Below are 18368 nucleotides of genomic sequence, written 5' to 3'. Positions count from 1 at the left end.
AATTTTCTATCTAGTAAATAAATTCTTCCCGGCAATCCCCTTCAGGTTTGCCGTTGCATATTATAATTCTAACTGTTATATTATGAGTATAACAAATAGAACGAAGGAGCTGAAGTTGATGTGTTGATACAACTGGACTTGGAATCAGACGAACCGATTTATGTACAGCTCCGCAACCAGATTGTCCAGGGGATTGCAAAAAGAGAGCTGCATCCAGGCGAAGCGCTGCCGTCAGTCCGCAGTTTTGCCGCCGACCTCGGCATTAACCTCCATACAGTCAATAAAGCGTATCAGCAGCTGAAGCAGGAAGGATTTCTACTCATTCACCGCCAAAAGGGCGTTGTCGTCAATCCGGACGGTGTGCCCCGTGCGGATGAGGCCTATCTGAACCAGCTCGAAACTGTCCTGAAGCCCCTCGCAGCCGAAGCTTTCTGCAGAGGGATCGGCGAAGCTGATTTCGCCCGGCTGCTTCGCGGTCTGTACAGCCAATTTGAAGAAAAAGGAGACGGGTTCTGATGGAATTCAATTTACCGCTTTTCTTATTCATAATGCTCATCCCGATCTATGCTGCTACGATTTTCATTCCCTACTGGACGAGACGAACAGAAAGCTTCGGCGTCTCGATACCGGAAGAGATCTACAAAAGTGATCGGCTAGTGCGCATGCGCAGGCAGTATGCAGGCGTCACCATACTTTTCAGCGTCATCACAAGCGCCGTGTTCCTGCTCCTCGGAAATGGAAGCAGACAGGACGAACAGACGATCAGCATATGGTTTTCCGTCCTGGTCGCAGCTTATATCGCGGGTAGTTTCCTGATCTATCTCTTGTTTCACAGAAAGATGAAAACGTTAAAACAACACCATCCCGAGTGGAAGGGCAGCAGGCAAATCACGGTCACGGATACCCGTTTCCGCAGCCAGAAATTGGCGGTCTCTTCGATTTGGTTCATCATCCCTTTCGTTATTACGATCGCCACGCTTCTGTTTGCGTTACTGAACTACGGAAAAATCCCTGATCAGATCCCTATGCAATATGATTTCAGCGGCAACATCACTTCATGGGCGGAGAAATCGTATAAATCTGTTTTGCTCATGCCTGTCATGCAGCTGTACCTGCTGCTTCTGTTCCTGTTCATCAATTTCGCGATCGCAAAATCAAAATTGCAAGTTGACGCATCCAGGCCCGAAGAATCCTTCCAGCAAGTCGCCAAGTTCAGAAAAAGATGGTCCGGCTATCTTCTGTTGAGCAGCATTCTGTTGACACTGCTGTTCTCTTTCATTACCATTTCGATGGTATATCCTCTTCCTGCTGCGTGGCTGCTGTATCTTCCGCTAGTCCTGGTCGTCTTTATGACGGGGGGCGCCATCTTTCTGTCGGTCACAACCGGACAGGGCGGCAGCCGGATCAAGACGCAAGGGTCCGGCAGAAAAGGGGAGGTCATCGACCGGGACGATGACCAGTACTGGAAACTCGGCGTCTTCTACTATAACCGGCAAGACCCTTCCGTCTTTCTCGAGAAACGGTTCGGCGTCGGCTGGACCAATAACTGGGCCCATCCGCTTTCCTGGGTGTTCATCATCGTCGTTATCGGACTTGCGGTCTTGCTCCCTTTCCTTTTCACGTAAAAAGCTGCCTGGACAGATGTGACTGTCCGGGCAGCTTTTTTCCTTCACTTTGCTGTCACGGGGACAACAGAGCCTTTCCATTCATTCATGATGAAGTCCTGGATCTCTTTGGATTTCAGCACCTCGACGAGCGCTTTGATGGACTCTTTGTTCTCATCACCTTTTTTGACAGCGATGATGTTGACGTACGGTGAATCCTGCGCTTCTAGTGCGATTGCGTCTTTCTGCGGATCCAGCCCCGCGTCGATCGCATAGTTGGAATTGATGAGGAGCGCATCTCCCTCGTCATTGTTGTAGAGCTGCGGCATGAGCGCCGGCTCGTAGTTCGCATCGAATTCGATGTTCTTCGGATTTTCCGTGATATCTTTGACTTCCGCTTTCACTTTATCTACATTCTCATCAAGTTTGATAAGCCCTTTTTCTTCAAGCATCGCAAGCACGCGGCCATGGTCGGTCACCGAGTTGCTCATCAGGATTGTCGCACCGTCCGGTAGTTCGTCGAGTGATTTGTATTTTTTCGAGTAGACGCCGATCGGTTCGATATGGATGGAACCTGCGTTGACGAAATCATAGCCGAAATCATTGATCTGCTCTTCCATGTAGGGGATATGCTGGAAGTAGTTTGCGTCAAGGTCACCGGAATCCAGGTCTTTATTCGGCAGGACGTAATCCTGATACGTGCGGATGTCGAGCTTGTAGCCTTTCTTCTCAAGAAGCGGCGCCGCCTCTTTCAGGATGAATGAATGCGGTGTATTGGATGCGCCGATGACGATCGTCTTATCGTCCGCGTTCTCCTTGTCTTTTGATCCGCACGCAGCAAGCGCCAGCACTAGTAATGCGGTGAGAAATGCGAGTGTCAGTTTTTTCATGTGTCTCTCTCCTTTGGTGTTTGTTTTTATTCAAAAGGGCTGTGCCCGATTTTATCGTTTGTCCAGTTTCTTCACTGCCGTATCCCCGATGAACTGGAGGATGAACACGATGATGAGGACGATGACGGTCGCGACGAAGGTCACATCGCCGCGGTTGCGCTGGAATCCGTCCAGATAGGCGAGATTCCCTAACCCCCCTGCACCGATGACGCCCGCCATCGCCGTGTAGCCAACGAGGGCGATCGCCGTGACGGTGATGCCGGAGATGAGTGCGGGCATTGATTCAGGAAGAAGCACTTTGAAGATGATGGTCCGCGTCTTCGCACCCATTGAACGGGCCGCTTCGATGACTCCCTTATCGATTTCCTGCAAGGCGATGAGCACCATGCGGCCGTAAAACGGCGCCGCCCCGACGATCAAGGCGGGCAGTGCTGCATCCGGCCCGATGACTTTGCCGATGAGCAATTTCGTCAGCGGGAACAGCAGGATGATCAGGATCAGGAACGGGATCGACCGGAAGACGTTGACAAGCGCGCCGGTCACCGCGTTAACGATCCGGTTGGCCCACAGCTGGCCGCTGCTCGTCAAGAACAGAACGAGGCCGAGAAGGATGCCAATGACGAGCGTGAAGACGGTCGAAATGGCAGTCATATAGACCGTTTCCGCTGTCGCTTCCCACATCTTCGTCCAGTCGACGTTCGGGAACAACTCACTCATGGCCGATCACCTCCGCTTGTACGCCTTCCTCTTTCAAAAATCGGATCGCTTCCGGCACGGCATCCCCTGTGAACTGCAGCAGAAGCGTACCGTACGCGCCGCCCTGCGTATGCGAGATATTCCCCTGGACAATATTGACGTCGATTCCGTATTTGCGGATGACGCTGGAGAGCACCGGCTGCTCGGTCTTTTCGCCGATGAACACAAGCTTGACGAGTGTGCCCCCCGGGATCTCCTCCCGGATATGGCTCAATGTCTGCTCCGCGCCAGCGCTCTCGGTCACCTGGGAGATGAACCGCTTCGTGATGGCCGCTTTCGGATGCTGGAAGACATTCAAAACGCGTCCCGCTTCGACGACTTTGCCCGCCTCCATGACTGCGACCTGATGGCAGATTTTCCGGATGACATGCATCTCATGCGTGATCATGACAATCGTCAGTCCGAGCCGCTCATTGATATCCGTCAAGAGGTCCAGGATCTGATCGGTCGTTTCCGGATCCAGCGCGGATGTCGCTTCGTCACATAACAGCATGTCCGGCTCATTCGCCAGCGCCCGGGCAATCCCGACCCGCTGCTTCTGGCCCCCCGACAGCTCAGACGGATAGGCGTCTTCCCTGCCGCGCAAGCCGACAAGATCGATCAGCTCGTCCACCCGGCGCTCCCTCTCCTTGCGAGGCATGCCTGCGATCTCGAGCGGAAAAGCGATATTCGCTTTCACCGTCCGCGACCACAGCAAGTTGAAATGCTGGAAGATCATACTCACTTTCTGCCGGACCTCCCGCAGCTCCTTCGCCGTGATGGAGGCGATCTCCTTGCCCGCAATCTGGATGGATCCGCTCGTCGGCTGCTCCAGCCCATTCAATAACCGGATCAGCGTACTCTTTCCGGCACCGCTGTATCCGATGATGCCATAAATCTCGCCCGGCTGGATGGCAAGCGAAACGCCATCGACCGCCAGGGTACTCGAGTTTTGTTTGCCATACCGCTTCGTAACGTCCGTTAACCGGATCATGCCGTTCACCTCTCTCATTGTTGTCGATTCTAGTAGTCGCTCTTCGCGGCAAAATAAAAAGCCTTTCCGCAGACAAGCAGAAAGGCAATACGCATCACAAATATACGTGTTTCCGATCTCTCATCTTCCAAAGCAAACGCTTTGCGTGATTTGGCACCATTTCACTTCCGTGACGGTTGCCGGGCTTCATAGGGCACTTCCCTCCACCTCTCTCAATAAGAGCGACATATTCAGTTATCGGTTGATTGGTAACAGTTATACCATGCTTTCATTTCGGGTGTCAACTTAATTTTTCAAGCAAGTACGGCACCGACTGGAATGCATAAATCTTCTTCGCCAGCTCCCCGTCCTTCTGGATCAGCAGGCACGGCACGCTCTCGATCTCATAATCGGCCGCCACGCTCTCCACAAAGTTCAAATCCGCTTTGCCGATCTTCAGCTCCGGTTTCATCGCCGTCACGACCTCCAGCATTTTAGAAGCCACCTGGCATGTCCCGCACAGCGGCGTATACAAATAATAGGCGATGTCCGGATGAACAGACCGCATCTCCTCCCACTGCTCCCGCGTCCACTGCTCCACGTCACGTCCTCCTCTGTCTGTCAAATGTGTTTTTTAGTATAGCAGTTCAGCGGGCAAACATGAAATGAACCGGCGGGGTGGAACGGTATGAACGGTTTAGCAGGGCGGGCGACCGATTAGACGCCGGAACGATCGGTTTATGTCCCGTGAACGCCTATTTACCAGTCCGAACGCCCGTTTACAGACCTCGAACGCCTATTTGCCAGTCCGAACGCCCGTTTACAGACCTCGAACGCCTATTTACCAGCCCGAACGCCCGTTTACAGACCTCGAACGCCTATTTACCAACTGGAACGCCCATTTTCGGCCGGCGGACGCCTATTTCCGTTATCAGCCAACCCCCATCAATAAAGCAAATCCGTCCGGACCGCAAACCCCTCCGCCATCAAAATGATGGCGAGGGCACGGTACGGGGTCGTTTCAACTTGGCGGTAGGCGCGTTCGGTGTGGAGGTGGATCGCTTCGGGCCAGGTGCGTGTGAAGAGCGCCCGCAGTTCGTCGCCGGAGTCGTCGGCGTCGACGAAGACGTAGATATCGTGCTGTTCGTAGGGGGCGATGAGTTCTTCCAGTTTGTACGGGCTGACGGTGCCGTTTGTGCAGACGATGTCTACGGGTTCCGCCAGCACGGATAGCAGCCGTTTGCGGTCGGAACCGCCTTCCACAAAGATCACTCTGCTGTCGTCCATATGCCTTGCTCCTCTCCGGCGCCATAAGAAAAAAGCGCCGGAATGTCCGACGCCTTCATCTCAATTACTCGCCAACTGTCATTTTGTCGTAGTCTTCCGCAGACATGAGCGCTTCAAGCTCGGATTCGTCGGATGCTTCGACGACGACCATCCAAGCGCCTTCATACGGAGATTCGTTCACAAGTTCCGGGCTGTCTTCGAGGTCTTCGTTGACTTCGACGACTTTACCACTGATCGGTGCGTATAGTTCGGAAACCGTCTTGACGGATTCCACGCTGCCGAATGGCTCATCCGCTTTCAGTTCGTCTCCCACTTGTGGAAGTTCGACGAATACGATGTCGCCAAGTTCAGATTGTGCGAAGTGTGTGATGCCGATGCGGTACTTGCCGCTTTCGTCCTTCACCCATTCGTGTTCTTCAGAATAACGTAGATTTGTAGGTGTGCTCATCCCATAACCCTCCATATAGATACATGTTTTCTTCTCTTCAATTTTGACATATCTTCTGCGTAAAGACAAGGAAGTTAATCGCGTGACCATGTCTCTTCATAGGCGTCTTCACGGAAGCCGACGGTCGCCCGCGCGCCGTCTGTCGCGATCGGCCGCTTGATGAGCATGCCGTCTGATACAAGCAGGCGGATCTTCTCCTCTTCCGTCATGCCCGGCAGTTTGTCCTTCAATCCGAGCTCCCTGTATTTCATGCCGCTCGTGTTGAAAAACTTCTTCAGGTCAAGTCCCGACTGGCGGACCAGTTCTTTCAGCTCCTCTTCGGATGGCGGATTCTCGGCGATGTTGATGTCGTTCACGCCGATCCCTTTCTCCTCGAACCATTTCTTCGCTTTCCGGCATGAGCCGCATTTCGGATAGCCATATAGTGTAATCATCACTGATGCACCCCGTTTTTCTTTTCAGTATAGCAGAAAATCGTCCAGGCAAGAAGTCCTGCCTGGACGTGATGATCAGACTACGTATTTTTCCGCTTCGATCAACTTGACGGACGCTTCGCGTTTTTTCGCGATGATATTGTACGGGTTCGAGCGTGTCAGCTTACGAAGCGCGGACAGCATCATGCGCTGGTTATCGCCTTCAACGGACGCAAGAAGGGTTTCCTTCGCATCCTTCTCGATCGCTTCGAATGCTTCCTGGCAGAAGATTTCTGTGTAGAGGATCTTCTGCTTTTCTTTCTCTTCGCCGTTCTTCGCGACCGCTTTTTCCGTACGGAGCAATGCGGATTCCATTGCGAAGATGTTGTTTGCGATGTTCGCAATGTTCACGAGGACTTCCTGCTCTTGCTCGAGCTTCGTTCCGAAACGCTGCGCCGCCATGCCAGCAGCGAGAAGGCCGATCTTCTTCGCGTTTTTCACGAGCATCTTCTCTTGCGCAAGCGCCTTATCTTCGACTTCCTCCGGCATCATCATGAGCAATTCCTCTTGCAGGCCTTGCGCCTGCTCAAGAAGCGGCAATTCGCCTTTCAGCGCCTTCTTCATGAATGTGCCTGGCACGATCATGCGGTTGATTTCGTTTGTGCCTTCGAAGATCCGGTTGATACGGGAATCACGGTAGATGCGCTCCACTTCATATTCCTGCATGAAGCCGTATCCGCCGTGCAATTGGACCGCTTCATCCACGATATAATCCAGGACTTCCGAGCCGACGACTTTGTTGATGGAGCATTCGATCGCATATTCCGCGATGGACGCCGCAACCGCTTTTCCGTCTTTCTGCTCTTCCGGCGTCATCTGGCTATTGCGCTCTTCGAAATAGCCGACTGTGCGGTAAATCAAGCTTTCTGTCGCATACAATTTCGAAGCCATCGTCGCGATTTTTTCCTTTGTCAAATTAAAGGATGAGATCGGCGTGTTGAACTGCTTCCGCTGGTTCGTATAGCTGATTGCCAGTTCAAGTGCACGCTTCGAGCCGCCGATCGTGCCGACGCCCAGCTTATAGCGTCCGATGTTCAGGATGTTGAAAGCGATGATATGGCCGCGGCCGATTTCGCCCAGCAGGTTCTCGACCGGAACTTCCGCGTCTTCGAGGATCAATGTCCGAGTCGAAGACGATTTGATGCCCATCTTCTTCTCTTCCGCTCCGACCGAAACGCCCGGGAAGTCGCGCTCCACGATGAATGCGGAGAACTTGTCGCCGTCGATTTTTGCATATACCACGAATACATCAGCAAATCCTGCGTTCGTGATCCACTGCTTCTCCCCGTTCAAAATATAGTGAGTGCCAGCTTCATTCAATTTTGCCGTCGTCTTCGCGCCAAGCGCATCCGAACCGGAACCCGGCTCAGTGAGCGCATACGCGGAGATCTTGTCGCCCGATACGGAGTTCGGCAAGTACTTTTTCTTCTGCTCTTCATTGCCGAACAGGACGATTGGAAGCGTTCCGATGCCGACGTGCGCGCCGTGCGTGATCGAGAAGCCGCCAGCGACGGACATCTTCTCAGCAATCAATGCGGACGAGATCTTATCAAGGCCGAGGCCGTCGTATTCCTCCGGCACATCTGCTCCGAGAAGGCCGAGGTCGCCTGCCGATTTCAAAAGGCGGACCGAGTTTTCGAATTCATGGTTCTCCAGTTTGTCGATGACCGGGAGCACTTCGTTTTTCACGTAGTCCTCTGTCGTTTTCGCGATCATTTTCTGCTCGTCTGTGAAATCCTCCGGCGTGAATACGCGCTCCGGCTCGATATCTTCGATCAGAAAGGCGCCGCCGCGGATCAAATCATTCGTTTTCGTTTCTGTCATTTCATGTTCCTCCTTTTATCTCAAAAGAATTACAGTAATTCGAATACGCCTGCTGCGCCCATGCCGCCGCCGATGCACATAGTAACGACGCCGAACTGCTTGTTCTGTCTGCGCAGCTCGTTCATGAGGCGGAGTGTCAATACGGAACCTGTCGCGCCGAGCGGGTGGCCGAGCGCAATCGCGCCGCCGTTGACATTCACTTTATCCATGTCAAGGCCGAGGTGGCGGATGACCTGGATCGACTGGGAGGCGAATGCTTCGTTGAGCTCCCACAGATCGATATCGTCAATCGACAGACCTGCCAGTTTCAGCGCTTTCGGCACCGCTTCGATCGGCCCGATCCCCATCACTTCAGGGGGCACGCCGCCGACCGCGAACGACCGGAATTTCATGAGCGGCTTCAGCCCTTGCGCTTCCGCCTTCTCCCTGTCCATCAGCAGGACGGATGCCGCGCCGTCCGATGTCTGCGAGGCGTTCCCTGCCGTCACGCTTCCTTTCACATTGAACGCCGGGCGCAGTTTCGCGAGCACTTCCATGGAGGTGCCTTTCCGGACGCCTTCATCCATTTCGAATAAAAACGACTTCTCCTGCAGCTTGCCGCTGTCATCGACATAGCGCTTCGTCACTTCGACAGGCACGATTTCGTCGACAAATTTCCCTTCCGCGATCGCTTTTGCCGCCCGTTCGTGTGACTGCACGGCGAATGCATCCTGGTCTTCCCGGCTGACGCCGTACTTCTCTGCGACCTGCTCCGCGGTATGCCCCATTCCCATATAGTACTGGGGTGCCGTTTCCGCGAGTTTGTAGTTCGGCCGGATCGTATTGCCCATCATCGGCACCATACTCATCGACTCGACGCCGCCCGCAAGGATCGCGTCCGAGTGGCCTAACATGATCCGCTCCGCTCCGTATGCGATCGACTGCAAGCCCGATGAACAGAAACGGTTCACCGTGATCGCCGGCGTCGTATCCGGAAGTCCCGCAAGCGCGCCGATATTGCGCGCCACGTTCATCCCCTGCTCCGCTTCGGGCATTGCACAGCCCATGATCAAATCGTCGATCGGACCGTCATACCCGTCCGCCCGGCGTAATGTCTCTTGTATTGTCAAAGCTGCCATGTCATCAGGACGGACCGTACTCAGCGAGCCTTTGCCCGCTTTCCCGACCGGTGTCCTGCTGCCTGCAACTATCACTGCTTCATGCATTCGACTTCCTCCTTTTTGCTGAACGTCCCTCTTACGGACCCGTTTTCCTGCCAATCAATTCCGAAGCGGCTTCCCTTTGATGAGCATATGCTGCATCCGCTGCTGCGATTTCGGATTCGCCACCAGGCTGAGGAACGCTTCCCTCTCGAGATCCAGCATGTAATCCTCATCGACGAGCGTTCCGTACGGCACCTTGCCGCCGGACAGGACATACGCCAGTTTCTTCGCGATCAGGAGATCATGTTCGCTCGCATAGCCCGACAAATGCAAAGCTTCCGCGCCGAGCAGCATCGTCGCATAGCCCGAGTCGCCCGTGACCGGGATCTTCTCCTTCTTCGGCGGCGTGTAGCCCCCTTCGTAAAGCGCAAGAGCCGCCTGCTTCGCATCATACAGCTGGTGATCTGCATTCACGCTGATCCCGTCCGCGAAATCAAGGAAATTGTTCTCACGCGCCTCTTCCGCAGAAGTGGACACTTTCGCCATCGCAATCGTTTCAAACACTTTATTCGCTATATATTGGTAATCCACATGGACATCATTCGGAAGCCCTTTCAAATGCTTCGAATACAGGTTGACGTTGCCGCCGCCGCCCGGAATGAGGCCGACACCGACTTCGACGAGTCCCATATACGTCTCCATCGTCGCCTGGATATGCGCAGCCGGAAGACACACTTCCGCCCCGCCGCCAAGCGTCATCTGGAACGGTGCCGCGACGACCGGTTTGCGGCTGTATTTGATGCGCATCATCGCCTTCTGGAACTGGCGTACGGTGAAATCAAGTTCAAAGATATTATCGTCCTGCGCCTCCATCAGGATCATCCCGAGGTTCGCGCCGACGCAGAAATTCTTGCCCTGGTTGCCGATGACAAGCCCTTTGTAATTCTTCTCCACTTCGTCGATCGCAAAGTTGATCATCTGGATGATGTCCAGGCCGATCGCATTCGACTGGGAGTGGAATTCAAGAAGCGCGATGCCGTCCCCGAGGTCGATCAGGCTGGCGCCGGAATTCTTTTTGATGACGCCGTGTTTTTTCTTATATCGTTTCAGGTCGATGACTTTTTCATTGACCGGCACTGCCGTGTAGCCGTCTCCGTCATAGAAATAAAGGTCGCCGTCTTCCTCTTTATAGAACGTCTCATGGCCTTTCTCAAGGAACGATGTGACGAATTCCGGAATCTCCATCCCTTCCTCTTTCATGCGGTCGACGGATTTCTGCACGCCGATTGCGTCCCATACTTCGAACGGCCCTTGCCTCCAGCCGAAGCCCCACTTCATCGCATTGTCGATCGCGACGATATCGTCTGCAATCTCGCCCTCGAGCTGAGCGGAGTAGAGCAAAGTAGGCGCCAGGATATGCCAGAGGATCTCCCCTGTCCGGTCTTTCGCGTAGACGAGCGACTTGACCTTGTTCGCCAGCCCCTTCTGCTGCTTCGCCATCTCGATTGAAGGCGTTTTCAATTTCTTCTGCGGACCGTACTCAAACGTTTCCGGGTCGAGCTCCAGGATGTCCTTGCCTTGCTTCAAGTAGAAGCCCTGCTTCGCTTTCGCGCCGATCCAGCCGTTGTCGATCATCTTTTTCATGAACGGCGGCAATTCGAACACTTTCTGTTCTTCGCCTTCCGTCTGGTCGTAGACGTTCTTTGCAACATGCATGAACGTATCAAGGCCGACAACATCGAGCGTCCGGAACGTCGCCGACTTCGGACGGCCGATAAGCGTGCCTGTTACGGAGTCCACTTCACCGATTGAAAAGCCGCGCTTCTCCATTTCCCGGAGCGTCACGAGCAATCCATATGTACCGATCCGGTTTGCAATGAAGTTTGGTGTGTCTTTCGCAAGCACGACGCCTTTCCCGAGCCGGTCCTCAGCGAATGCCACCATATAGTCCAGCACTTCTGGATCTGTCGCTGTTGTCGGTATGATCTCGAGCAGCTTCAGATAGCGCGGCGGATTGAAGAAATGCGTGCCGAGGAAATGCTTCCTGAAATCATCGGACCGCCCTTCCGCCATCGCTTCGATGCTGATGCCGGATGTGTTAGAGCTGATGATCGTGCCCGGTGTGCGGACCGCGTCGATCTTTTCATAGAGCCCTTTCTTCACGTCGAGATTCTCGACGACGACTTCGATGATCCAGTCCACATCTTTCAATTTCTCCAGGTCATCTTCGAAATTCCCCGCTTCGATCAGTGACAGACTCTTCTTTGTCGTAAGCGGCGCCGGTTTCTGCTTCTCGAGTTTCTTCAGCGCGCTAAGGGCAAACTTATTCCGGATGTCCGGAACTTCAAGCGTCAGGCCTTTCGCCTCTTCCTCTTCCGTCAGTTTGTTCGGAACGATGTCGAGCAGCAGCACAGGAATGCCGATGTTCGCAAGATGTGCCGCGATGCCGGAACCCATGACGCCCGAACCAAGTACAGCTGCTTTTTTAATTTGATAAGCCACGTGCGGAGCCTCCCTTTATCTTGAATGAATACTCATTCATTTTGTGAGCAAAAAAAATGGCTCAACCTCTATGTCTTTCATTTTAGAACAAAAGATTCGTTTTCGCAATATTTAAATCGTATTTTCATAGAAAAGACTGCAATAGCAGGCTTCAGAGCATTTTAGTACCTCCCTTGCATGAATGGATGTACACTGATTTACAGGATAACAGAAAGGATGATCAGACGTGAAACCGATCACAACACCTGAACAGTTCAATGACATTATTTCAAAAGATGAGAAGGCGATGATCAAGTTCGAGGCGGACTGGTGCCCGGACTGCAAGCGGATGGACATGTTTATCGACCCGATAGTCGAAGAATACGATATGTATACATGGTATGAAGTTGACCGCGACGTCTTGCCGGAAATCGCCGAAAAATATGATGTTATGGGCATTCCGAGCCTGCTCATTTTCCAGAACGGCGAAAAGAAAGCGCATCTTCACAGCGCAAATGCGAAGTCTCCTGACCAAGTGACCGACTTCCTTGAAAGCGTCGGCAAGTAAGCAGCCAGGACGCAAATAGCACCAGCAAGCACAAATTCACATGGCGATGTTCCGTTTACGGAGAGGGAACATCGCTATTTTTCTATGGTTTTTCATCTTTTTGCCGTATACTTAAGGAAATAGAAAACATCCTGAGGTGCAAACATAATGGAACAGACTACAGAACTGGAAAGATTAAAAGCACGGGTGGCGGAATGCGAAAAAATCATCAAGGAAATGTCGGTGCCGATCATTTCCTCCATCGTCGAGAACACGATCCTTGTCCCGATTGTCGGCTACGCAGGGGCTGAGCGCTTTGAGCTCATTCGCTCAAAAGTCCTTGAACATATCGACAAGAATCGCACAATCGACAGTGCAATCTTTGACTATACCGGCGTCGACCTGACGGAGGCGGATGAACAGGATCTCAAAGTGCTTGCCATGGAAGTGGCTCAGCTGAACAATACGCTCCGCCTCATGGACGTACGCCCGATCTCCGTCGGATTCCACCCGAACCATGTGCGGGAGATCGTTTCTTCCGGCATTCAAATGGAATTCGAATCATATATCAATTTCAAGATGGCCCTCCAAGTGCTGCTGAAAGAAAAGAATCACTCCCTGAACTGACAAGAGGATCTTGCAAAAGGGGTTGAGACGGATGAAAGAGATCCAGTTCTCCGGCAAATCGCAATATGACACGGATATCGACGAACGCTACCGGCCGTCCGCCTGCGGCCCAGTCACCGCTTTCACCCTGCTTAGGCATCACGGCCTGCATGGAGACCTTACGATCAATGACATATACAAGCGGCTCGGCGGCACCCCGATCGGCCTGTTCACGTGGCGATACATCCGCAACATGCGTAAGCTTCTCGGGCCGGGGTGGCTCGTTGCACGCTGCACGGTCAATGATGTGAAACAGGAGATCGATGCCGGCAGGCCGGCCGCCGCCAAGTTCGACAAATGGTTCACCCTTCGCTGGCGGGGCTCGTATGCATTCGACTACCACTGGGTGCCCGTCGTCGGCTACGAAGAAACTGACGGCGACATCTTGCTGCTGATCCATGACAACGGGGGACGCGGACGAGGCAGCCGGCTTCGAGCTGTCTCCTACAAGCAGAACCGTCATATCCTCACTTTTGTCAAACTGAAAGCCGTCCCCTCTTCTTGAGGCGGACGGCTTTTTTGATGGGCGTAACCCCTTTAGGGCCCGCGCCAGTTTAATCGCCTGCCTGGTTGGGTCGATTAAAAATGGATCGCCTTTTGATTTACGTAGTCACCAAGGCGAAATCTGAAACAGCGAATCCATCTGCCGGACGATCATTTTATAGCCGCCTGACGCAAGCCGGCCGCGCAGCGCTTCATCGAAATCAGGCACGGCCAGTTCGCTGAGCGGGTCTTTCAATTCGAGTTCGCAATGGATTTCCGCCAGTTGCCGGGAGAGCAGGAGCATGTCACGGTCCGCCATGATTTTCTTCCGATTGCCGGGAGTCAGCTCGTCCAGCGACGCGAGGACCGCTTCCGCAGAGCCGTATTGCTGGATCAGCTTCATCGCCGTCTTCGGTCCGATCCCTTTGACGCCCGGATAGCCGTCGCTCGGGTCCCCCGTGAACGCCTTCAGGTCGATGAACTGGTGCGGCGTGATGCCGTATTCTTCGGTGAACCGCTCTTCATCATAGATGTCGTACACGTTGTAGCCTTTTTTCATAAGCGCGATCCGGACGCCCGGCCCGAGCAGCTGCAGCAGGTCCTTGTCCCCCGAAACGACGGTCACATCCGCCTCCTCTTGCCACGAGCAGATGAGCGAGCCGATCAGGTCATCGGCTTCCATCCCTTTGATGCCGTAGTTCTTCCAGCCGATCTCCTCGGACAGCTCTCTTGCCATATCGAACTGCGGGACGAGTTCCGGGGCCGGGACAGGCCGGTTCGCCTTGTACCCGTCGTACAGATCATTGCGGAACGTCAGCATCCCCATATCCCAGCAGACAGCCATATGGGTCGGTTTGAAGATCGTAACCGCCGTCATCGCATGACGCACGAAGCCTTGCACGCCGTTTGTCGGAATCCCCTCATCGTTTCGAAAGTACTGCCCGGTCGCCGCGGTAGCGAAAAACGAACGGAACAGGAGCGCCATTCCATCTATCAATAAAATATGAGGTCTCTCTTCTTGGGCCATCTCTATCTTCTCCTTTGCCATCATAAACTAGTTACTCCCGATCGATTCACGGGTAAAGATACCTCAAAAGGAGGAGTCTATATGGAACTGCATATCGGTTCATTATATTGGCCTACGACTCTGGCAGTCGAGCGGGATGCCGCACCGCCTAAAGCGAGCCAGGATGAGTTTGATATAGTCATCGTAGGAGCGGGCATGTCGGGTGTCCTGACCGCCTATCTGCTCGCGTCGAAAGGATACCGCATCGCCATTGTCGATAAGCGGCAAGCCGCCAGCGGCAGTACGGAGGCCAATACGGGGCTGCTCCAGTATTCCAATGATATCATGCTTCATGAGTTAATAGAACAGATCGGAGCGGCGGACGCCGTCGACTTCTACACCGCCTGCTTGGACGCGATGGGCCGCCTGAAGGAGATCGCCCGGCTGCTTCCGGGGCATGCCGATTTCGTCAGCAGGCCGAGTATCTATTACGCAAGCACGGAAGACGACAAAGGAAGGCTCGAAAAGGAATATGAGGCACTTTCGAAATACGGCTTCCCCGCAGAGTTCTGGAATCATGACAAGCTTCTCGAGAAGACGGGAATCGACAAGCCGGCCGCCATCGTGACGCATGGGGACGCGGAAGTGAATCCTTATAAGTTCGCGAATGGCGTCCTTTCGCTGGCGCAGGAGCTAGGGGCGGTCCTCTATGAACATACCGAAGTGCTCGGCATGGAGGAGACAAAGGGCGGCATCGCCATGGAAACGTCTGCCGGAAAGCTTCGCGCAAAGCATGCGATCTTTACGACGGGCTACGAAGCGCCCCCTGAAGGCAGCCGGAACGCGGCAATCCTGAACCGGTCGTATGTCGCTGTCACAAAGCCTCTTGAAACAGATGCGCCATGGCATGAGAATGCGCTCATCTGGGAGACGGCTACGCCATATCTTTACATCCGCACGACTGCTGAAAACCGGGTCATCATCGGCGGGCTCGACGAACAGACGGATGACATGCCGAGTGAAGGGAAAGTGCGGGAATACGGCCAGAAACTTGTGGACGAGGCGAATGGGCTCATCCCGGGGCTCGCCGCCGAGCTCGACTATGCCTATTGCGCCGTTTTCGGGGAATCGAGTGACAACCTGCCATTCATCGGCCGGCACCCGAAGCTCAAAAACGCCTATTATCTGCTCGGCTACGGCGGGAACGGGACGGTCTACAGCATGATCGGCGCTTCCCTTTTGCCTGATCTGCTGGAGGGCACAGCGCCGGACGTAACCGCGCAGATTGTAACGCCAAACCGCAAAGCGCCCGAAAAAGGAGGACGGTCCGTCATCAGCTGACAGACCGCCCTTTTTCATTTCAATAAACGCTGCGCGAGGCTTTCGATCTCCGCCCCGTACACCCTGTCTTCCGCAATCGGGCTGATCTCCGTTTCAAGCCATTCATACCGCTCTCTCGTCTTTGGCGCCATCTGCTGCACGCCGCGATGCGAGCAGCCTGTCATGGCGCATAGCGCTTCGATCGCCAGCACGTTCGCCGTATTGCGGATGATCTGCCCCGCATGCCGCGAACCGATCGTCCCCATCGACACATGATCTTCCTGGTTGCCGGACGAAGGAATCGAGTCGACCGATGCCGGATGGGCAAGTGTCTTATTCTCCGATACGAGGCTCGCCGCTGAATACTGAAGGATCATCGCTCCCGACTGCAGGCCGGGCTGCGGACTCAAAAACGGCGGCAGCCCTTCGTTCAGATGCGGGTTCACGAGGCGCTCGATGCGCCGCTCCGATATATTGGCGAGCTCCGCCATCCCGATCTTCAGGAAATCCATGGCAAACGCAATCGGCTGCCCGTGGAAATTCCCTCCCGATACGACAAGCTCTCCGTCCTCGAAGACGAGCGGATTGTCCGTCGCCGCGTTCATCTCGATCTCCAGCTTCTCCTTCACATAGGACAGCACCTGCCAGCTCGCGCCGTGGACTTGCGGGATGCAGCGGATCGAATAGGCGTCCTGCACGCGCTTCTCCCCCTGCACGGTCGTCAAGCCGCTTCCATCCAGCCAATCCAGAATCCGCGCCGCGACATCGACCTGCTCTTTATAGCCGCGCGCTTCATGGATCGCCGGATGGAATGCGTCTGTAATGCCGCGGAGCGCCTCCATCGTCATCGCCGCAATCCACTCGCTCGCATACGCCAGCCTCTCCGCCTCAAGGTAATTGACGACGCCCTGCGCGGTCATCGCCTGCGTGCCGTTGATCAGCGCGAGGCCTTCCTTCGCCTCGAGCACGATCGGCTCCAGCCCATGCTGCTTCCAGACGTCCGCGGCCGGCACATGCACCCGCCCGTCCCACGCGTATCCTTCCCCGAGCAGGACGAGCGCTAGATGCGAAAGCGGCGCGAGATCTCCGGACGCGCCGAGCGATCCCTGCTGCGGGATGACAGGATGGATGCGGTGGTTGACCATGTACGCAAACCGCTCGAGCACCTCTGCGCGGATGCCCGAATAGCCTTTCAGCAATGCATTCAGCCGCAGCACGACCATCGCGCGTGACACCGTTTCCGCAAACGGCTCCCCGACTCCGCATGCATGCGACCGGATCAAATGCAGCTGCAACGCTTTCGTGTCCTTCTCGTCAATCGTCACATCACTGAACTTGCCGAATCCTGTATTGATCCCGTAAACCGTCTTGCCGCTTTCCACAATCCGGTCGACCGCGTCACGGCTCGCGCAGACCCTGACAAGCGCATCTGCATCCAGCTCCACTCGTTCCCCTTCAAATAAAATCTTCTCCATCTGACGCAGCGTCAGCGAATGTCCACTTAGCACTACCATTCTCATCGCCCTCTCTCGTTGTTCGTTCCCTTCTTTCATCGTACACGATTGCTGCGGCAGTTTCGCCTGTTTTCCGAAAATTTGTTCTATGTTAGCACGCTATCTTTTCATCGCGCTGAATAGGCAAAATCGGCACAAACGTCCAACCGCCGGCCGGCAAGGCGCATACACTAGGTTGAATGACCCGAAAGGACTGAGATGATGAACCCGAATACGTTTGGAAATGAACAATGGTATCCGCGCTTGCCGGATGGATACAACCATCAAGAAGACCATATGTACAATCAAGGCATGGGAGGATGGATGCCGGGGGCGAATATGTCGAACCCATACGGCGGCTACATGCAAGGTGACATGTACGGTATGCCGCAGTACGGCTATCCAGAGGGACAGAATTGGAATATGGGCTACCAGGATCCGTACGGCGCATCCGGTTTCTCCGGAATGCAAGGCAGCATGGGATTCTTTCCAGGTTTCCCGGGAATGCCGGGGATGCCGGGCTTCCCGGGATCCGGGCCATCCTGGAACCAAGGGAACTGGCGGCCGGGCGGGGGCTGGCCTTCTTCGCCAGGCGGCTCAAGACCGCCGGGCGGACGTCCGCCAGGTGATCCGCCGGGCGGAGGGCAAGGCGGGCAGCAGGCGCCGACTTCCGCACCCCCTTCCTATACGCCGTCCTATCCCGATATGCAGATGCTCCGCGTCGACCCCGGCGGCATCCGGCGCTGCCTGTACCGCTTCACGTACATCTGGCTCTCCCGCCGGAACGGCTTCTGGTTCTACCCGGTATTTGTCGGCCGGACATCGATCGCCGGTTACCGCTGGCGTTCTTCCACGAGGCGCTGGGAATACTTCGGCATTGATCTGGACCGGATCGACGCTTTCACTTGCAGCTGATTTAAAAAAAGGAATCCCGCCCGCGTGGGATTCCTTTTTCCTCGTTACTAATAAATAGCAAAAAAGCCGCCCGACAAGTCA

Annotated in this window: 19 protein-coding genes and 1 riboswitch; of the genes, 7 read left to right on the top strand and 12 right to left on the bottom strand. The window is 54.6% G+C overall.

Annotated elements, in window-relative coordinates; genetic code table 11:
* Positions 1 to 120: 120 nt before the first annotated feature.
* Positions 121 to 516, top strand: a complete 396-nt coding sequence (locus tag ACZ5FK_RS15420; RefSeq protein ID WP_464805744.1) for a GntR family transcriptional regulator — start codon at positions 121 to 123, stop codon at positions 514 to 516.
* Complete coding sequence (locus ACZ5FK_RS15415) at positions 516 to 1625, top strand: DUF1648 domain-containing protein (protein WP_464805743.1); 1110 nt, start codon at positions 516 to 518, stop codon at positions 1623 to 1625. Before ACZ5FK_RS15420 ends, ACZ5FK_RS15415 begins: the two co-directional genes overlap by 1 nt.
* Before the next feature lie 44 nt (positions 1626 to 1669).
* Here the strand turns inward: ACZ5FK_RS15415 and ACZ5FK_RS15410 are convergent, their stop codons facing one another.
* The 10 genes from ACZ5FK_RS15410 to ACZ5FK_RS15365 all read right to left on the bottom strand — a co-directional run bounded on the left by ACZ5FK_RS15410 (position 1670) and on the right by ACZ5FK_RS15365 (position 11878).
* On the bottom strand, positions 1670 to 2494 hold the full coding sequence (locus tag ACZ5FK_RS15410; RefSeq protein ID WP_464805742.1) for a MetQ/NlpA family ABC transporter substrate-binding protein: 825 nt from the start codon (positions 2492 to 2494) through the stop codon (positions 1670 to 1672).
* Between the two features lie 51 nt (positions 2495 to 2545).
* Complete coding sequence (locus ACZ5FK_RS15405; RefSeq protein WP_464805741.1) at positions 2546 to 3211, bottom strand: methionine ABC transporter permease; 666 nt, start codon at positions 3209 to 3211, stop codon at positions 2546 to 2548.
* Positions 3204 to 4223 carry a methionine ABC transporter ATP-binding protein gene (locus ACZ5FK_RS15400; RefSeq protein WP_464805740.1) on the bottom strand — a complete coding sequence of 340 codons (1020 nt, stop codon included), beginning with the start codon at positions 4221 to 4223 and terminating at the stop codon, positions 3204 to 3206. Before ACZ5FK_RS15400 ends, ACZ5FK_RS15405 begins: the two co-directional genes overlap by 8 nt.
* Before the next feature lie 117 nt (positions 4224 to 4340).
* A riboswitch (SAM riboswitch) is annotated at positions 4341 to 4445 on the bottom strand.
* 58 nt (positions 4446 to 4503) lie between these two features.
* Positions 4504 to 4803: a thioredoxin family protein gene (locus ACZ5FK_RS15395; protein ID WP_464805739.1), complete on the bottom strand. Its 300-nt coding sequence runs from the start codon at positions 4801 to 4803 to the stop codon at positions 4504 to 4506.
* Positions 4804 to 5147: 344 nt separating this feature from the next.
* Positions 5148 to 5489 carry a toprim domain-containing protein gene (locus tag ACZ5FK_RS15390; RefSeq protein ID WP_464805738.1) on the bottom strand — a complete coding sequence of 114 codons (342 nt, stop codon included), beginning with the start codon at positions 5487 to 5489 and terminating at the stop codon, positions 5148 to 5150.
* Positions 5490 to 5553: 64 nt separating this feature from the next.
* Entirely contained in the window at positions 5554 to 5937 is a 384-nt protein-coding gene (gene gcvH / locus ACZ5FK_RS15385) for a glycine cleavage system protein GcvH (protein ID WP_464805737.1), read from the bottom strand.
* 74 nt (positions 5938 to 6011) lie between these two features.
* Complete coding sequence (locus ACZ5FK_RS15380; RefSeq protein ID WP_464805736.1) at positions 6012 to 6371, bottom strand: arsenate reductase family protein; 360 nt, start codon at positions 6369 to 6371, stop codon at positions 6012 to 6014.
* A gap of 75 nt (positions 6372 to 6446) precedes the next feature.
* Positions 6447 to 8234, bottom strand: a complete 1788-nt coding sequence (locus tag ACZ5FK_RS15375) for an acyl-CoA dehydrogenase family protein (RefSeq protein ID WP_464805735.1) — start codon at positions 8232 to 8234, stop codon at positions 6447 to 6449.
* 29 nt (positions 8235 to 8263) lie between these two features.
* Positions 8264 to 9439, bottom strand: coding sequence for an acetyl-CoA C-acetyltransferase (locus ACZ5FK_RS15370; RefSeq protein ID WP_464805734.1), 1176 nt, complete (start codon positions 9437 to 9439; stop codon positions 8264 to 8266).
* Between the two features lie 54 nt (positions 9440 to 9493).
* Complete coding sequence (locus ACZ5FK_RS15365; protein ID WP_464805733.1) at positions 9494 to 11878, bottom strand: 3-hydroxyacyl-CoA dehydrogenase/enoyl-CoA hydratase family protein; 2385 nt, start codon at positions 11876 to 11878, stop codon at positions 9494 to 9496.
* 226 nt (positions 11879 to 12104) lie between these two features.
* On the opposite strand from ACZ5FK_RS15365, the gene ACZ5FK_RS15360 reads away from it, so the two are divergent.
* From ACZ5FK_RS15360 to ACZ5FK_RS15350, 3 genes are all read left to right on the top strand, one after another.
* Positions 12105 to 12425 carry a thioredoxin family protein gene (locus ACZ5FK_RS15360; RefSeq protein ID WP_464805732.1) on the top strand — a complete coding sequence of 107 codons (321 nt, stop codon included), beginning with the start codon at positions 12105 to 12107 and terminating at the stop codon, positions 12423 to 12425.
* Between the two features lie 147 nt (positions 12426 to 12572).
* Positions 12573 to 13031 carry an STAS domain-containing protein gene (locus ACZ5FK_RS15355; RefSeq protein WP_464805731.1) on the top strand — a complete coding sequence of 153 codons (459 nt, stop codon included), beginning with the start codon at positions 12573 to 12575 and terminating at the stop codon, positions 13029 to 13031.
* 31 nt (positions 13032 to 13062) lie between these two features.
* A complete protein-coding gene (locus ACZ5FK_RS15350) occupies positions 13063 to 13575 on the top strand; it encodes a C39 family peptidase (protein WP_464805730.1) in 513 nt (170 codons plus the stop codon).
* A 105-nt stretch (positions 13576 to 13680) separates the two neighbouring features.
* Here the strand turns inward: ACZ5FK_RS15350 and ACZ5FK_RS15345 are convergent, their stop codons facing one another.
* A complete protein-coding gene (locus tag ACZ5FK_RS15345) occupies positions 13681 to 14580 on the bottom strand; it encodes a 5'-3' exonuclease (protein ID WP_464805729.1) in 900 nt (299 codons plus the stop codon).
* 81 nt (positions 14581 to 14661) lie between these two features.
* Here ACZ5FK_RS15345 and ACZ5FK_RS15340 point away from each other — a divergent pair, with 81 nt between their 5' ends.
* Positions 14662 to 15900: an NAD(P)/FAD-dependent oxidoreductase gene (locus ACZ5FK_RS15340; RefSeq protein ID WP_464805728.1), complete on the top strand. Its 1239-nt coding sequence runs from the start codon at positions 14662 to 14664 to the stop codon at positions 15898 to 15900.
* 14 nt (positions 15901 to 15914) lie between these two features.
* Here ACZ5FK_RS15340 and hutH read toward each other — a convergent pair whose 3' ends face one another.
* The gene (hutH, locus tag ACZ5FK_RS15335) at positions 15915 to 17393 is read right to left on the bottom strand and encodes a histidine ammonia-lyase (RefSeq protein ID WP_464805727.1); all 1479 of its coding nucleotides are present in this window, start codon (positions 17391 to 17393) and stop codon (positions 15915 to 15917) included.
* Between the two features lie 201 nt (positions 17394 to 17594).
* On the opposite strand from hutH, the gene ACZ5FK_RS15330 reads away from it, so the two are divergent.
* A complete protein-coding gene (locus tag ACZ5FK_RS15330) occupies positions 17595 to 18287 on the top strand; it encodes a hypothetical protein (RefSeq protein WP_464805726.1) in 693 nt (230 codons plus the stop codon).
* The last annotated feature ends 81 nt before the right edge of the window (positions 18288 to 18368 follow it).

The organism is Sporosarcina sp. GTC18466 (genome assembly GCF_055389225.1).
Note: the sequence above shows the minus strand (reverse complement) of the source record. Positions and strands in the feature narration are given on the sequence as shown.

Bases quoted from the DNA above. Each gene is read 5' to 3' on its own strand.
- ACZ5FK_RS15380 (WP_464805736.1), bottom strand. From the start codon at position 6,371: ATGATTACACTATATGGCTATCCGAAATGCGGCTCATGCCGGAAAGCG.
- hutH (WP_464805727.1), bottom strand. From the start codon at position 17,393: ATGGTAGTGCTAAGTGGACATTCGCTGACGCTGCGTCAGATGGAGAAG.
- ACZ5FK_RS15350 (WP_464805730.1), top strand. From the start codon at position 13,063: ATGAAAGAGATCCAGTTCTCCGGCAAATCGCAATATGACACGGATATC.
- gcvH (WP_464805737.1), bottom strand. From the start codon at position 5,937: ATGAGCACACCTACAAATCTACGTTATTCTGAAGAACACGAATGGGTG.
- ACZ5FK_RS15355 (WP_464805731.1), top strand. From the start codon at position 12,573: ATGGAACAGACTACAGAACTGGAAAGATTAAAAGCACGGGTGGCGGAA.
- ACZ5FK_RS15345 (WP_464805729.1), bottom strand. From the start codon at position 14,580: ATGGCCCAAGAAGAGAGACCTCATATTTTATTGATAGATGGAATGGCG.
- ACZ5FK_RS15375 (WP_464805735.1), bottom strand. From the start codon at position 8,234: ATGACAGAAACGAAAACGAATGATTTGATCCGCGGCGGCGCCTTTCTG.
- ACZ5FK_RS15390 (WP_464805738.1), bottom strand. From the start codon at position 5,489: ATGGACGACAGCAGAGTGATCTTTGTGGAAGGCGGTTCCGACCGCAAA.
- ACZ5FK_RS15405 (WP_464805741.1), bottom strand. From the start codon at position 3,211: ATGAGTGAGTTGTTCCCGAACGTCGACTGGACGAAGATGTGGGAAGCG.
- ACZ5FK_RS15410 (WP_464805742.1), bottom strand. From the start codon at position 2,494: ATGAAAAAACTGACACTCGCATTTCTCACCGCATTACTAGTGCTGGCG.
- ACZ5FK_RS15370 (WP_464805734.1), bottom strand. From the start codon at position 9,439: ATGCATGAAGCAGTGATAGTTGCAGGCAGCAGGACACCGGTCGGGAAA.
- ACZ5FK_RS15330 (WP_464805726.1), top strand. From the start codon at position 17,595: ATGAACCCGAATACGTTTGGAAATGAACAATGGTATCCGCGCTTGCCG.
- ACZ5FK_RS15415 (WP_464805743.1), top strand. From the start codon at position 516: ATGGAATTCAATTTACCGCTTTTCTTATTCATAATGCTCATCCCGATC.
- ACZ5FK_RS15340 (WP_464805728.1), top strand. From the start codon at position 14,662: ATGGAACTGCATATCGGTTCATTATATTGGCCTACGACTCTGGCAGTC.
- ACZ5FK_RS15400 (WP_464805740.1), bottom strand. From the start codon at position 4,223: ATGATCCGGTTAACGGACGTTACGAAGCGGTATGGCAAACAAAACTCG.